A 15771-nucleotide genomic window follows, 5' to 3' on the forward strand; every position below is an offset into this window, starting at 1 on the left:
GTATATTTAATACTTGTGCAACTTGATATATCATAAATACGGAAGTATTAATTAAACCTCTTTCTATTCTACTAATCTGAGAGATCTCAACACTTAGCTCCATAGCTAATTCAGCCTGAGTGTAATTGTTAATTACTCTTAGATGTTTAAAGCGGTTACCGAATTTTACTAATGTATCTGATTTATCAATTTGCATTGAAGTAAAATTGGCAACAAACTAAATTTAAAGCATAGGCTTATTTGCCTATATTTGTTAAAATTAAAATTCATTTTATGAAAAAAGTATTATCTATTTTAGGTTGTTTATTATTACTTAATGCATATTCTCAAAGCTTGAAGAGAGAACAAAGTGAATTAGATAAACCTCTTATATTAAGTGAAGCAGATTTGATGGAATATAAATATTCTACGACTAAAGGAAATACCAAAGTTTTAACTGATAGTGAAGCTATGCAAATTGCTATACAAAAAGAGCGTATTGCTAGATCTGATCAGAACTCATTTAGTCAAAATGTACAGGGTTCATTTCAAAATATTGATAGTAAAGCCTCCAATGTGCTTGTTGAAAACAGTGGATCTGAAAATAATTTAAATAATGTTGTTCTTTGGATTTTAGGAATCTCAATTTTTCTATATTTAGGATACCATATTATTATTGAATTGAAAGGTAGAAGCAAGCAGTTAGATAGTCCAATTACTCCTGACCCTGCAACTACTTTACTTGGTAGTTCAGAACTTTCTGAAATCGACCAATATGATACAGGAAAAATACATTCGAATATTAAAAAAAGTGAATTGCTTTATAAGGATGATAAAAATATTATTCTAAAAGATATTTATCAATTCTTCTATGAGATTAAACCATTTATTGAAATGTTAAGACCTTTATTGTCTGCTGACAATACATTAGAAATAACTAAGGAAGGTAGGATATTATTATATCGAGATGATTTAAAAGAAAAAATGGAGTTTATAAAAGAAGATAACGAGGAAATTCTATTGAAATGGGAATACAAAAGTAATCGTTATGGGATGCAATATTACAATGTTATTTTAGAAGATGTAGCTAAAAACATTCGAGAAGACCCTGGCTTATTGTTTAGCATGGTTATGGAGTTAGATGAACGCTCTGAAACAGTTTTAAATAAAACTTTAAGCGACGAATTAAATATTTTTTAAATTTTTTTCAAAAATGCAAAAGGAGTATAATTAATAGGTATCCCCCTCTGTTATTAAAAAAGTGGGTGTCTCCCTGCAGCTTTTAGAGGCTACATCCTTTTTAGAAAGTTAATTAGTACTTATATAAAAACTTATAATATGCTTATGAAAACAAAGACTAATCCGTACTATCATTTAATGAATGATAATCAAAAAGCAAAATGGAACACATTAATGAATGTAATTGAGAAGTTTAGGCAGGAACAAAGAGCCTTAATAAATTCAGAAAATAACAACAGTTCTATTAAAGAATAACTTTTATGTAATTATCAGCAGAATTTTAATAACTGAACAATTGTATAGCTGTAATAGGCAACTATATTGTTTGAACTTATGAAATACAAAGCAATTGTACATTACTATCGGGGTAAATGAAATACCAAGCACCATTTATACCTTTTAAGTCTTGGAGGTGTTAGAAATTTCTATAACCTTTAAGAAGTACAAAAAATCTTTCCCCCTCTCCGCTCCGCTTCGAGGGGGATTTTTATTTCATAAAAATTAATATAAACAACTAAATACAGTAAATTATGCAGTTACAAAAAGCACAAAGACATCAAGTAAAATTAAGAATTGGACTTTCAGGTCCTAGTGGCTACGGAAAAACTTATTCAGCCTTACTATTAGCGTATGGTATCACAGAAGATTGGAGTAAAATTGCCATTATTGATACCGAAAATAATAGTGCGAGTTTATACTCACATTTGGGAGATTTTAACGTATTAAGCCTTCAAGAACCATTCGCTCCAGAAAGATACATTGAAGCTATTAAAGTCTGTGAAAATGCAGCTATGGAGGTTATTATCGTTGATTCAATTAGCCACGAATGGCAAGGTAAAGGTGGTTGTTTAGAAATCCATGAAATGTTAGGTGGTAGATTCAACGATTGGGCAAAAGTTACTCCAAGACACAATGCCTTTTTAGATGCTATCATACAATCTAAATGTCATGTAATTACTACATCGCGTAGAAAAGTAGATTATAGCATTGACCAAGATTCTAACGGTAAAACCAAAGTATCTAAAGTAGGTATGAAAGAAATTACTCGTGAAGGCTATGAGTATGAATTAACCGTAAACTTTGAATTTCTGAACGACAGAAACCTAGTAAACGCTTCAAAAGACCGTACAAGCTTATTTGCAGGTAAACCTGAGTTTGTGATTAATTCGTCAACAGGTAAAAAGCTTTCAGATTGGTGCAAACAGGGTAAATCATTAGATCAAATCAAATTAGAAATTTATCAAGCAACAAACGAAGACGACTTAAAACAACTGTACAACAAGTACATCGATCAGCGTAAAGATATTTACGAGGATATTATGAAACGTAAATCAGAATTAGAATTTACACCCAATCAAATCATTTCAGACAACATCATTAACATCTAAAACAAAATTATTATGGAATTACTAGCATTACCACAGAACCCGACCATTGAAATCATTGACGATTCAAGAATCGAAAACACATCAAAGACAAAATTTATAGAGGCTAACACGTTACAGGTTAGCCTTTTTCATTTAAAAGAAGATTGTATCATTCCTGTATTTGCAAAAGATAATGAAACTACAATCAGTCATTATGAATTCATTACCACAGTACAAGAAGCTTTACAAGAAATTTAAAGTATTTGTAGGTTATCAAAATACCGTATGCACCAATTTATGTATTGCAACCGATGGTTTAAAAGCTGATTTACGTGTGAGTTCTACTATGGAATTGAAACAAAAAGTATATGAACTATTCAATTCTTATGATAGACAATCTCATGTAAATACCATGAAGTCTATGTTGAACCATAAAATAACAGAAGAACAATTTGCTCATTTAGTTGGTAAAATGAAAATGTACAATTACCAATCAAAAGAAGCTAAAAAACACTTGTTTCCAATAACTATTACAGATACACAGATTAATTCTATTGTAAAAGATTATCATACAGATATTGATTTTATGAAAGCTGATGATGGTACAATTCACTTCTGGAATTTATACAATTTATTTACCGAAGCTAACAAAAGCACTTACATTGATGTCAACTTTGAACGCAATACCAATGCATACGAGTTTGTACAATATCTAACCAATTTCAAATCAAATGAAATTAACAATTGGTATCTATACTAATAATAATAGCTTTTATATGAATAAACGTTCTAATGAATGAATACGAAAAACTGCTACGACAAATACATTTAACCTATTCAAACGAGTTGTATGTTGTTGACTATTTGGGGCATTTAATTAAGCTTGAATGCCCTTTTATAGTTGAAGCAAAAGAAACTGTAGGTAATGTACAACAAGGCTTTAAATATGAGGTTTTAAGCGTTAAAATCTCTATCAGGTTAGAAACTGTTTACCAAATAAACAACAGTTACTATCTGTACAAATCCTTTGAAATATTGTAATTAAACAACCTGTCATGCTGTATTTTGATGCAAAACTTTTGAGACGGTTACAGGTAATCAAATAACCACTGAAAACGTTTACAATTATGAGACTGAAGTTCTATAGGCTTCAGTCTTTTTTTTGAGAAGTCAACTTTTTTTGCAAAAAGTTAGGGGGGTACTAATTTAAGAGCTAAAAAATTACTAATTGTCTATATTTGCTTTAAACATATAAATAATGAAACCTTTTTTAATCGATTACTTTATAGATAGAGAATCATTTATTGATTTACAAATAGACTTCCTAAAGCAAGATTTCTTTTATAGTATGAATCAAGATGATTTACCACCTTTTAAAAGAATTCTATTAACCGATGATTTTAGTATTTCGGAGCAGATACCATTACCGTATTCCGAAGACCCTAATGGTATTTCTTATGATACTCATAATATTTTCTTTTACAAAACATTTCTGCCTGCAAAAATTGAAAGAATAAGTCATAACTTTCTAGAAGATTTTTACAATTATATAAGAGAAGAATTATTAGAAGATCAAAAAGAAAGGCGTAAGTTTTTAGATAAGCAAAAGAAACGTGTAGCATCTGTAATTGATAATATTGATGAATTCAATTTTATCGATTTTAGATTGTTTACTGAATTAAAATCACAATTATGCCAAATTGAAATAGCAATTAATTCTCCTACATTATATAATGATAAATATATTGGTGCTGATAGAATTAAACTTGAAGGATGGAATAAAATTGATATGATTGCATTATTCTATTTTTTAAGACAAGAAAGAGCTATTGAAAATGTATCAGATATTAAGCTCGGACATTTTATTGAAAGGTTCTTTTGTATAGAAGAGAATGATAAATTTCAAGAACTAGCGGAAATTAATAAAAAAATTAGCGGTATAAAAAAACAAGATGTAACTATAAGTAAATCAACAGAAAGGATTAGAAAATTCTTTAAGAATATCGATTTAAAACCAGAATAGATTTCCCTTTTTTTAAGGGAAATTTTTTTTTTCCCGTATACAGGTTTTGCACTCTTCGCACCTTTGTCAAGTTGAAATTAATAAGCGCTTATAAACTTCACTGGCTTAACAGCCTTGCCAGTAAAAAGGTTTAAATATTAAATTTTCAAATTATGACTAATAGTCAACAAAAAGAATTATTTCAAGCAATCTTCAAAATTGAAGGTGACAAGGTAGAAGTACAACAAATGGAGTTAATTAATTTACTTCAAGAAATTGGTTTTGGAATTTGTAGAGACGAACAGAGTCCATATAACAATCAATTAATTTACAAGCGGAACAACGTCATTGAAGTATATAACGAAAAGAATCTTGCATACAAGTTAGTTTCATTGATGAAAGCTCATGAATTGGATAGGAAATATATTGAGAAATTTCTTAGAGGCAGTATAGGATATTTATCATATAATAAATTACAATTCCTTAAAACTATTGAGCTTGACATATTGAGAGATACTCGTGAAATAACCTATATACCATTTATGAATAAGTTGATAAAAATCACACGAAATGGATATGAAGTAATCAGGTATAAAAATATTGATGGTTCAATATTATCAGACAGTAGAATTGATAAAACGTTCATAGAGCCTGAAACTAGTGATGGCTGTAACTTCAAAGAATTCTTTATGATGGTTACAGGTAACAATGAAGATAGATTTAATTCTTTAAAATCAATTTTAGGCTATCTTTTACATACTAATAAAGAAGCACAAGAAAATAAGATTGTGTTACTATATGATGCTGAAACAGGCACAAAGACTTCTGCAAACGGAGGAACTGGGAAAACTTTATTGATTAATGGGGCAATCAAACAACTAAGAAACGTAACAGTAATTGACGGTAAAAGATATGATGATAGAACAAATAGATTTCTATATCAAAATGTAAATCCTTACACAAATACAGTATTCTTAGACGACGTAAACGATAAATTTAAACTAGAGGATATATTTTCAGTTTCAACAGGAGATTTTGAAGTTGAGAAAAAAGGCAAGCAATCATTTATTTTAGAATATAAATATGCACCAAAGTTTGTGGTATCATCTAATAGAGAAGTTAAAATGATTCCCGGTGCATCTTCTGAGCGTAGAAAGATTGAATTGGTCTTAGATAATGTGTTTAGTGGAGCTTATACGCCTAAAGATCATTTTAATGAAATATTCTTTTCTGATGATTGGGATAACGGAAAATTCAATAAGTTCTATCTTTTTATGCTAGAGTGTATTGTGTACTATCACCAAAATGGACTAAAAGAATGTATAAACCAAGATATTATAGATTCAAGGTTACGAGGTTTGATAGGTGACAGACTATACGATTTCATTAATGAGGAGATTGTGGATTCATTTAATGGGATATTTCTAGAAAAAAGGGAAGTTTTAGAAGACTTTAATGAAAATCAAGAGCTACCTATATCTTCAATACACCTCACAAAAGCTTTAATGAAGTATTGTTATTATAAAAACTTTAATTACGAAGACAAAAATTCTGGAAGTGTTCTTAGCTTTAAAATTACTAACCCTCAAGAGCCGATTTCAAAGAATAAAATATTATTAAATGAGATTTCAGAAGAAGGAGGTTCAGATGAATAATATTTATCGCATTTGGAACAACTTAACAGGAGATTCATACATTGGCTCAACAACAAAAGAAATCAAACTCCGTTTACAAGACCACCTTCAAAAAAGTGTAAAAAAAGTTGACAATAAATTTCATAAAGCCATTGAGAACTTCGGTTCTCAGGCTTTTGAAATTGAATTGTTAGATGAAGCAGAAACCACAGATGAATTAGCACAAAAGGAAATCCATTACATTGAAGCATATAATACAATGCAAAATGGTTATAACTCTGATAGAGGTGGTGGTTTTAGAAAAACGATTTATCAGTTTGAAATGAACAATACTAAACCAATAGCAACATATCATACGTTAGAGGAGGCAGGTAAATCTGTAAATGCCTCACGTAAAACTATAAGTAATGCTTGTTTAGGTAGTTTAAAGTCAGCAAAAGGATTCTTATGGTCTTACACTCCAGAATATCCAGAAGTTGAAGATAAACGTTCTAAAGTAGTATATCAATATGATTTAGATGGTATATTGTTAGCTACTTTCGGTTCAGCGAGAGAAGCATCTAAACAGTTGGATATAGGATTGTCATCAATTACACGTTGTTGCAGAGGCGAACGTAAACAAACATCAGGTTATAAGTTTAGATATTGATTTAAAGCTCCTTCGGGAGTTTTTTTGTTTATATACTAAACTCTATGATTTGATTTTGATAAATGTGATTATAATTCTATGAATTTTGCAAAATTTATTTCACTATAGATCTATTTTTTGTTTATAAAATGTATTCCGTTAAATTATTTGGCTATTTTAGCATTGCAACATAACGAACTATGGATATAGTTTTTTGCTAAACTACCGTATCTAAAAAATAGGAAAAAAAACATTAAAAATAATCTTACAAAACATAATACATGAAATCAATCGGATTTAGATGTTGGAAAGATAAATTTTCTTACATCATTTTAAGTGGGACACAAGAAAATCCTATTATTATATCTCAAAATCATCTATCACTTCCAAAATCATCAAGCAGAGCTGAACAATTAGCTTGGTTTCGTAAAGAGATTTTGGAAATAATGGATACTAAAAATATTGATGCTGCTATATTCAAAGCAACGGAAACTATCAGTAGAACAAAAGAGCCTCAAAGGGGTGAATTAGAAGGGATTTTACAAGAAGCTATTTTTAGTCATCCTAAGACAACAACAGTAGAGGGAAAAATTAAAAAGCAACTTCATTGTTCAACAACAGCAAGAAAAGCTAAATATTTAGGAGAGTTACTAGAACTGCCTGTTTTTTCTGATTTAGCTAAATCAAAATATGAGGAAGCTTGTATAGCTGCAATTAGTGGTTTACCAAAACAATAATAAATATGCCAGATTACGATTTAGAAAAAAGATTAGGTAATGGAGCTTTTGGAGAAGTATGGTTAGGTAACGACAGAGCTTTAGGAGTTAGAAGAGCAATAAAGTTTGTTCCCAGTCATAATATTAGTAATCCAAGCAAATTTTATCAGGAACCTCAAATTTTGATGTCATTAAAGCATACTAATGTAATAGAAATTACTGATGCTGGAACAACTCCTGATGGGAAGTTATATATCGCAATGGAATATTATCCCAAAGGAAGTTTGGATGATGTTATCAAAGGTAGTGTTTTACCATTACAGGAGAGTTTAAAAATCATTTCAGATGTTTGTCGTGGATTGGAATATATTCATTCTTTAGATTATATTCATAGAGATATAAAACCTGCAAATATTATTATGGATAATTTAAATAGTGCTAGATTATCAGATTTTGGTTTGGCAACAAAGTTGAATATTTCTGGAACTGCAACACCTTATGGTTATATTGGACACTTAGCTCCAGAAGTAATTACTAACGATATTACAGATAAGAGAACTGATATATACGCATTAGCTGTAACACTTTATAGATTGGTTAATGGAGATTCATATATTCCTATGGTGGATCCAACTGAATTGATAGAAATGATTAAAGAAGGAACTTATCCAAATCGGAATAAGTATCGCCCTTTTATTCCTACTGCAATTAGAAATATAATTAATAAAGCATTAAGTTTAGATCCGCAGAAAAGATTTCAATCTGCTTCTGAATTTAGACATGCTATTGAAAAAATAAAAATTTTTACTAGTTGGATGCCTAAAACTATACAAAATGGGACTGAGTGGAATTGTAAGGTAGGTAAGATGATATTTACTGTAAAATCAATAAGAAAAACACAAGGTTGCTTTGATTTAGAATTCTATAAAGGTAGCGAAGGTAAAAATCAAAAAAAAATGAATATAGAGTGTAGTATTTGTGACAGTAAAGCACAACATGATAAAAAATTAAAAAATGTATTAAATCGAGTTGTATTAACTGGAAAATAAAGATTAATTATAATCAAATTAACTCTTATACTAAATAGTGATCATATACATGAGAATTTTAATTGATACAAATATTCTGATTCATTTAGAGAATAATAGCATTATAAATGATAAGTTCGCAGAGTTTTATCGTATAGCGATTTCGAACAACTGTAAAATTCTCTACCATCCCAAAGCTATCCCAATTGATTTAGCACGAGATAACGATATTCAACGTCGAGAAATTACTATATCAAAGCTAAAGAAATACGAACAGTTAGTTGATTATGCAAAGCTTACTGATATTTTCAATTCTAAAATTGGTTGTAAAAAAGATAATGATAGAATTGATAATAAACAATTGTTTCAATTACATAAACAATATGTTGATTATTTTGTAACAGAGGATAAGGGAATACATGCGAAGTCAAAATCTATAAATTTATCTTCGAAAGTAAAGGGAATTGTTCAGATTTTAGAATTGTTTGAAGAAATGTATACTATTAAGATTCCTTCACATCCAATTCTAAAGGAGCATAGTATACGAGAGATTGAAGACAAATTTGATAATGGTTTCTTTGATAGTTTAAGAAATGACTATGGAAAAGATTATTTTAATAGTTGGTTAAAAAAATGTGCTAAAGAAAACCGAAAATGTTACACACTTCAAGTAAATCAAGAAATCAATGCAATTTTGATTTATAATTTAGAAGATGTAAAAGATCATCAAATTGAAGGGATATACGAGAAAATGTTGAAGATTTGCACTCTTAAAGTTGCAGACACAGTATTTGGAATGAAGTTAGGAGAGCTTTTTATTAATAAGATGTTTGAGTACTGTATTAGTCAAAGTATAAAGCATCTTTATTTAACCGTTTACGAAAAGCAGACGCATCTTATCTACTTACTTCAAAAATTCGGTTTCTACAAGAGAACTTTCCTGAATAAGCAAGGGCTTGAAGAAGTACAAATGATTAAGTCATTAGATAAATCAGTTATTACTCAGAAGCAGAACATAGTTAATAATCATCCCTTCTATTTAGATAGTGAGGAAGTTTCTAAATTTGCCATTCCAATTCAACCAAGATATTATTCAGCTTTATTTAAAGATGGAAAATTAAGGCAACCAACACTTTTTGACGATTCTTTTGATAGTGTAAGTGAAATTCAAGGAAATACAATTATAAAGGCTTATATATCAAATTCAAAAATAAAAAATTTGAAGCAAGGAGATTTATTATTTTTCTATGCTTCTAGAAGTAGTATGGTAATAGAACCTGTAGGAATATTGGAATCAATTAATATTGTTGATAATTTTGAAGATTTATGGAAAATCGTAAATAAGAAAACAGTTTTTAGCCAAAATGAGCTTCAAAGAATGCTTAATGAGAAAGGAAAATTAAATGTTATTACTTTTAGACTTGTTACTTACTTAAAAAAGAAAGTAAATTTACAGAAGATTGAAAGCTTGGGTAGTTTTAAAAACAAAATTCAAACAATAACTAAAATTTCAGAAACAGATTATCAGAATTTAAAAGATGAAGAATACTTTGACAGACGTTATATTATCAATTAAACCAATCTTTGCAGAATCTATAATGAAAGGTTCTAAAACCGTCGAGTTTAGGAAGAAAATTTTTAAGAAAGATGTAGAGAAAGTTTATGTTTATTCATCTTCTCCCACCAAAATGATAATAGGTTATTTTACTATTGCAGAAATAATTGAAGATACTCCCAAAAAATTATGGGAACGTTTTAAGTCTGTTGGAGGGATTGAGAAATTAGACTTTTTTGAGTATTATAATGAAACAGAAAAAGGTTTTGGATTAATAATTGAGAAAGTTGTGGAATTCCAAACCCATATTGACCCAATTGATTTTATTGAAAATTTCACTGCTCCTCAATCATTCATTTATTTAGAGAAACATACATCAGCTAACAAGAAATTTGATAAAATGATAGGATAGCAAATCTTGCAAAAAAAGTTGACATTATTATAATACTTTATTGTTATCATAAGGTTTATGTTTCTGTATTAGAAAGCTAACATAGACTTCCTAAATAAGAAATAATTCTGATTACTCATTCCAAATTATTCTTTATTTTAGAAGGTATATATGTAAAATAATTAGGATGAAAGTAATACACCATGAACCTCTTTTCTGGTTTTTTATTAAGGATAAAAACAGCTTTTTTATTGATGTAAATTGTAGCCATTCATTTTTTGGGTTTACCGTGTTAATTGAATTAGATGAGATTGAAGTATCGCAATATCGAATACAAGGAAAACAGTATTTAAATGATTTAGCAAACAATATTCAATATTATGCATTATACACTTATAAAGATCGAAACAAGAGTAATGATAAAATATCTGAGTCTATTGATGAAGTAATAATGACTTTTAAAAAAGTAAATAATGTTTGAGAGAATAACATATTCAAATGAGGTTTAAATTTTATCTGATTTAGAATGTTTAATAATTAGATTAACCAATATTAACAAAAGCTATTTGTAAACGTATACAAATATTTATTAATGTTTATTGCGTATATTTGAGGTTAGCGGTAATTTGAAAATATGAGTACACAAGATTATATCAGAGCAACAAGATATGAGCAATTAGTTCGTAATGCTTTTAATTGTGATAGAGGTTCAAGAAATGGAGCAGACCTTTCCTATATGCAAAATGTAATGGCAATGGAGCGTGGAGAAACTTATGCAAAACATTTAGGGACTTTTGAGAAGCAATTTGAAAAAGTAAAAAGTTATGTTTCTAAAGCTCTTCTCAAACTTTCAAAAACCAATCCATACAAACGAGAAAGTCTATTTTTTCTACAACTTGAACAAGGTATTGAGGATTGTTATTCAACATCACAATTATTAAAAATTGTTGATGATGCAATGGATAGAGTTATTGAATTAAAAACAGACAACTAATGAAAAAAATATATGCTTTATATGGTTCAAAAGACAGGGGGAAATCGGAAACCATAAAATTATTATTTGACAAGCTTAAAAGCCTAGATTATGAAATTTTAGAAATTATAATTCCCATTTATGGAGGAGATATTCGTGTTGTAATAAAAATTAACGGAAAAATCATTGCAATAGAAAGTCAAGGAGATCCAAATTCAAGAATTTTTGAAAGCTTACCCTCATTTGTAAAAATTGAGGCTGACATAATTATTTGCGCTACAAGGACAAGAGGAGGAACTGTAAAACTTGTCGAAAAGTATAATAAAAAATATAACATAATTTGGGTTAAAAAAGAACATTCTGCCTCCATATCAAGCCAAAAATCTGATAATGATAAATTAGCAGAGAAAATATTTAAAATGATTAAAGCAAATCTATAAAAAACTAACGCTAACAAGGGTTTGTAAAATGGCAGGGTTAAGTCAAAATGAAATTTTCTGCTCGTATTTCGCAAAAAGCCAATCATATTGACTTTTTCTTAAATTTATTCAATTAATCAGCTTTTACTTACTTGTCGCTAAATTGAAACTTTTCGCTTCAATTTGAGTATTGACACCAAGCCACGAAACGTTAGCAGAGATCGCTAAAGCACTATGATAGACAAAGTTCAATATTCCGACTTCAACAGATTTTTAGTTTCTACTGGCTATGTTCTAATTACAGTTGGACTTTTGCTACCATATTTCTATTTAAGAGAAAATTTCGATTTGCAAATAGAAGCGGATAAAATCCAAAAGTTATCCCCAATTGCTAAATCAGTCATTACTGAAAAACAGAAATTTTCTTTGTGTCTTATTAAAATAATACCATGGCTATCTATTACTAGCATACTAACAGGATTAACATCTCTTTCTTTTGGTGGAAGTAGATGGCATAAACGACAAAAAATTGAAGACGATAAAATTACTGAAGAAATAAGTTAAAAACAGAAAATAAAAAAGCAAATTTTGAATTAGACAAAAGTCTAAACGCAGAAAAAGTAAGTGTTGAAGAGGTTTTAGAACTTAAAGAAAGGGAGGTTCAAGTTGAATATCCCGCAATATCTAAATCGGAGAAAAAGGTTTCGGCTCAAGCGTATTTTGCGATTGAAGCTTTGATAGTGGAAAAATTCAAGTATGAGTTCTCAGATCGTTATAATGTGATGTCAAATTATAGAATAAACAATTTAGAATTTGACATCATACTTTCGCCAATAGATTATCCTGTTTCTGGTTCGGATTTAAGAAAAGATATTATTGTAGAAATAAAATATTCTGCAAAGAAAATAACATCTGAATATGTTATTGAAACATTAGATAAAACTGCGAAATTATTAAAAAATTACCACAAAGCAATAACTAACCCAATCGTTTTCTTTGTGATGGCTGAAAAATTTAATTTTGATGAAAACACAATTCTTAGAGAAGCTGAAGAATTGTGGTCGAAAAAGACAATTATTAAATGGCATCTGCTTTTTGTTGACCTAACAGAATTGGCTGAGATGAAATTAAAAGATAGAATATTCATATGACTATTTGCTAACAAGGGTTTGCGTCAGGTGGGCTGACGTGTAAACATGGAACTTTGTGCTAAGTAATCCAGCTCTAACGCAGAGCCCAAAAGTTATGTTAACCTTAATAATATAGAACTTTCTATGAACGAAAATATTAAGTATGAAAAATTCGCCCAAGAAATTTATCAAGAATTATTAGATAAAGAAGGTTTAACAGTTGAAGTAAAACATAATGTTAAGATACAAGGTAAATCTTCAAAACATCAAATTGATGTTTATTGGGAATATACATTTGCAGGCGTAAATCACAAAGTCGCAATTGAATGTAAAAACTACAATAAAAAACTAAATATTGGTATCGTGAGAAACTTTTATGGTACTTTAGAGGATATTGGTAATATTCAAGGGATTATTGTAACTAAAGTTGGTTATCAAAAAGGAGCTAAATTATTTGCAGAAGGTCATGGTATAAACTTAATTGTAATAAGAGAACCACAATCTGATGATTGGAATGGACGTATTAAAACAATTGTAACGGACGTAGAAGCAATTAGCCAAAATGCAAAAAAGTGGTTTGTTCAGCTTGATTATGAATGGTGTAAAATTAATATTCCAGAAAATCAACTAAACTTAATCGAAGTTAAAATTTCAGGGATGAACAACGAAATTTGGATTTACGACAACAATGGTAATAGAATAAAAAATTTTCTTCAACTTCAAGATGAATTGCCAGTTATTGAAAATCAAAATTCAGATAACAAATACGTTTATGAGTTTGATAATGCGTACATTAAAAGTGAAAATTTAGGTAACATAAAAATAAAAGCTATTCAAATTACCTATGATACATTTATAGATAAAGCTCAATGGGTTTTTGATGGAGAAAATGCCACAAAAGCTATATTGAAAAATGTATTGACTGGAGAAATGAAATTTATAAAGAAAGACGACACATAACATGTGTTTGGAGAAATGATGGGTTACTAAATCTTGCGAAAAAAGTTGACAACCTTACTTTAAAATGATCTATATTTGTATGAAAGGCGTAAAATTCGGTTTCTAACGAATATCTGATAAATGCGAACCCTTATGAATAAAGGAACTCGGGACTTGAGTGAGAGCCCAAGAGGGGGAGCAAAATATATAAAGCCTTACAGAAATGTGAGGCTTTTTTGTTTCTAGGATATGCTTATTTTTAGGTTCGAGCACCTGCTTAAAAATTATAGGGCTTTAAATTTTAATAAAATATAAGTATAAATTCTTTTTTATAATTATCTTCCTTTTTGTTTTTTAAAACATATTTATGAATCAAATTGAGTTTAAAGAGAACCAATTAGTGTTGAGAGTTAAGAAAAGTCCTTTATTAGGTAGAATACTATTATATCTCATTACATTTTTATCAATAGCTTTACCGATAGGTGGTTTTATTGGAAATATTACTAGCAATATAGGTTTAAGTTTTTTTCATATATTATTTCTATTCGTATTTGGATTCATAGCTTTTTATATGCTTCGAGTTTCACTATGGAATACTTATGGTTGCGAGTCTATTCAATTTGGTAATAAAAAATTGACTTACGTTGCCGATTATCATTGGTTTAAAGATAAAGTGAAAGAATTTAACTTCGAAAATATCAACTATGATATAAAACAAGTTGGCTATGAAGAAGATAATCAAGGTGTTTTAGTAATTAAATTTGATGATGATAAAGTGTTAAAAACTGTTACTAAAATATCAATGTATGATTTAGAAATTTTAATTAGAAACTTATAAAATAATTATGAAAAAGGTAAATGCATTGTTTAAAATGCTAATTTCCTACTTTAAAAAGAGTTGGGGATTTGAAGATTATCCTTTAAATGTTTGGTTTAATCCTAATACTGAACAAGAGGATATTAAATACGGAGCAGGTTTTGAAAATTGGCATTTATTTGTTGCACATGGAAAAAACAAGAAAGAAGCTATTGAAAATTTAAGATTATTGTTTGAAGAATACAAAAGGAACAATGTTGAGCTACCTAGACCAGGGACTACTGTGCCAATTAAATTTGCTCAAAGTACACAAATAGAAAAGTACGAAGAAATAGCAGTTGATTTTTTTGATAAAATTATAAAAATGGACTTCTATAATTGTTTTATATCTGATTATACAAGCTTACATGACTTTGATGTTGATATAGTTGATGCGGTTAAAAACATTAAACTCATTTATAACATAGTTCCTGATGAGGATTTAGTTTTATCCGAAATTTTTAAACAAATTGAAGATAAAAGATTAATATAAGAGTATTTAAAAACTTGCAAAAAAAGTTGACAACCTTACTTTAAAATAATCTATATTTTGTGAAAAGAGTAAAATTCGGTTTCTAACGAATATCTGACATAAGAAAACCCTCATGAATAAAGGAACTCGGGACTTGAGTGAGAGCCCAATGCCTGTTCAGATCGCTATCGGAAAGGGCGAGCCCAATAAACAAAGCCTTACAGAAATGTAAGGCTTTGTATTTAGTTATACCTTTTTAGGTGGAAGGTCAAAAGCAACCGCATTATGTTCAAAATGTCCTTTATGTGCGCCATCGCAAAAAGGCTTGTTTTTAGACAAACCGCATCGACAGATCGAAAGTACTGTTCTGCCTTGCAATCCGTAAGCGTTTCCGTTTTTATCTACTATTTCGAAATCTCCTTCAATTTTTACCGATCCATTAT

The 15771-nt window shown here is 29.1% G+C and carries 22 protein-coding genes; 20 read left to right on the top strand and 2 right to left on the bottom strand.

Going from position 1 to position 15771, the window contains the following annotated elements; genetic code table 11:
• On the bottom strand, window positions 1-196 hold a 196-nt coding region (locus RSC72_RS14885), incomplete at its 3' end, for a helix-turn-helix domain-containing protein (RefSeq protein WP_332578616.1).
• A gap of 77 nt (window positions 197-273) precedes the next feature.
• Here RSC72_RS14885 and RSC72_RS14890 point away from each other — a divergent pair.
• From RSC72_RS14890 to RSC72_RS14985, 20 genes are all read left to right on the top strand, one after another.
• Window positions 274-1179 carry a hypothetical protein gene (locus RSC72_RS14890; protein ID WP_332578617.1) on the top strand — a complete coding sequence of 302 codons (906 nt, stop codon included), beginning with the start codon at window positions 274-276 and terminating at the stop codon, window positions 1177-1179.
• 144 nt (window positions 1180-1323) lie between these two features.
• Window positions 1324-1473 (top strand): hypothetical protein, encoded by a 150-nt coding sequence (locus RSC72_RS14895; protein ID WP_332578618.1) that lies wholly within the window; start codon window positions 1324-1326, stop codon window positions 1471-1473.
• Between the two features lie 275 nt (window positions 1474-1748).
• Window positions 1749-2606, top strand: coding sequence for an AAA family ATPase (locus tag RSC72_RS14900; protein ID WP_332578619.1), 858 nt, complete (start codon window positions 1749-1751; stop codon window positions 2604-2606).
• Window positions 2607-2618: 12 nt separating this feature from the next.
• Window positions 2619-2843 (top strand): DUF3871 family protein, encoded by a 225-nt coding sequence (locus tag RSC72_RS14905; protein ID WP_332578620.1) that lies wholly within the window; start codon window positions 2619-2621, stop codon window positions 2841-2843.
• Window positions 2800-3345 carry a DUF3871 family protein gene (locus tag RSC72_RS14910; protein ID WP_332578621.1) on the top strand — a complete coding sequence of 182 codons (546 nt, stop codon included), beginning with the start codon at window positions 2800-2802 and terminating at the stop codon, window positions 3343-3345. The genes RSC72_RS14905 and RSC72_RS14910 overlap by 44 nt, the downstream gene beginning before the upstream one ends.
• A 498-nt stretch (window positions 3346-3843) precedes the next feature.
• Window positions 3844-4608, top strand: a complete 765-nt coding sequence (locus tag RSC72_RS14915; protein ID WP_332546331.1) for a hypothetical protein — start codon at window positions 3844-3846, stop codon at window positions 4606-4608.
• A gap of 152 nt (window positions 4609-4760) precedes the next feature.
• Complete coding sequence (locus RSC72_RS14920; protein WP_332546333.1) at window positions 4761-6242, top strand: primase-helicase family protein; 1482 nt, start codon at window positions 4761-4763, stop codon at window positions 6240-6242.
• On the top strand, window positions 6208-6870 hold the full coding sequence (locus RSC72_RS14925) for an NUMOD1 domain-containing DNA-binding protein (protein ID WP_332546335.1): 663 nt from the start codon (window positions 6208-6210) through the stop codon (window positions 6868-6870). Before RSC72_RS14920 ends, RSC72_RS14925 begins: the two co-directional genes overlap by 35 nt.
• Window positions 6871-7130: 260 nt before the next feature.
• Window positions 7131-7586 (top strand): hypothetical protein, encoded by a 456-nt coding sequence (locus RSC72_RS14930; RefSeq protein ID WP_332546337.1) that lies wholly within the window; start codon window positions 7131-7133, stop codon window positions 7584-7586.
• A gap of 5 nt (window positions 7587-7591) precedes the next feature.
• Window positions 7592-8614 carry a serine/threonine-protein kinase gene (locus tag RSC72_RS14935; RefSeq protein ID WP_332546339.1) on the top strand — a complete coding sequence of 341 codons (1023 nt, stop codon included), beginning with the start codon at window positions 7592-7594 and terminating at the stop codon, window positions 8612-8614.
• A gap of 49 nt (window positions 8615-8663) precedes the next feature.
• Window positions 8664-10169, top strand: coding sequence for a hypothetical protein (locus RSC72_RS14940; protein WP_332546340.1), 1506 nt, complete (start codon window positions 8664-8666; stop codon window positions 10167-10169).
• Window positions 10132-10560 (top strand): hypothetical protein, encoded by a 429-nt coding sequence (locus RSC72_RS14945; protein ID WP_332546341.1) that lies wholly within the window; start codon window positions 10132-10134, stop codon window positions 10558-10560. The genes RSC72_RS14940 and RSC72_RS14945 overlap by 38 nt, the downstream gene beginning before the upstream one ends.
• A gap of 166 nt (window positions 10561-10726) precedes the next feature.
• Window positions 10727-11020, top strand: a complete 294-nt coding sequence (locus RSC72_RS14950; protein ID WP_332546342.1) for a hypothetical protein — start codon at window positions 10727-10729, stop codon at window positions 11018-11020.
• Between the two features lie 153 nt (window positions 11021-11173).
• A complete protein-coding gene (locus RSC72_RS14955; RefSeq protein WP_332546343.1) occupies window positions 11174-11533 on the top strand; it encodes a hypothetical protein in 360 nt (119 codons plus the stop codon).
• The gene (locus RSC72_RS14960) at window positions 11533-11952 is read left to right on the top strand and encodes a hypothetical protein (RefSeq protein WP_332546344.1); all 420 of its coding nucleotides are present in this window, start codon (window positions 11533-11535) and stop codon (window positions 11950-11952) included. The genes RSC72_RS14955 and RSC72_RS14960 overlap by 1 nt, the downstream gene beginning before the upstream one ends.
• A 213-nt stretch (window positions 11953-12165) precedes the next feature.
• Window positions 12166-12495: a hypothetical protein gene (locus tag RSC72_RS14965; RefSeq protein WP_332546345.1), complete on the top strand. Its 330-nt coding sequence runs from the start codon at window positions 12166-12168 to the stop codon at window positions 12493-12495.
• Between the two features lie 176 nt (window positions 12496-12671).
• Complete coding sequence (locus tag RSC72_RS14970) at window positions 12672-13082, top strand: hypothetical protein (protein WP_332546346.1); 411 nt, start codon at window positions 12672-12674, stop codon at window positions 13080-13082.
• Window positions 13083-13205: 123 nt separating this feature from the next.
• A complete protein-coding gene (locus RSC72_RS14975) occupies window positions 13206-14021 on the top strand; it encodes a restriction endonuclease (RefSeq protein WP_332546347.1) in 816 nt (271 codons plus the stop codon).
• A 346-nt stretch (window positions 14022-14367) separates the two neighbouring features.
• Complete coding sequence (locus RSC72_RS14980) at window positions 14368-14838, top strand: hypothetical protein (protein WP_332577219.1); 471 nt, start codon at window positions 14368-14370, stop codon at window positions 14836-14838.
• A 7-nt stretch (window positions 14839-14845) separates the two neighbouring features.
• On the top strand, window positions 14846-15349 hold the full coding sequence (locus tag RSC72_RS14985) for a hypothetical protein (protein ID WP_332577220.1): 504 nt from the start codon (window positions 14846-14848) through the stop codon (window positions 15347-15349).
• A 225-nt stretch (window positions 15350-15574) separates the two neighbouring features.
• Here the strand turns inward: RSC72_RS14985 and RSC72_RS14990 are convergent.
• Window positions 15575-15771: CDGSH iron-sulfur domain-containing protein (locus tag RSC72_RS14990; protein ID WP_332578622.1), on the bottom strand; the 197-nt coding region annotated here is incomplete at its 5' end.

Origin of the sequence: Algoriella sp., assembly GCF_036647415.1 — a bacterium.
Lineage (GTDB): Bacteria > Bacteroidota > Bacteroidia > Flavobacteriales > Weeksellaceae > Empedobacter.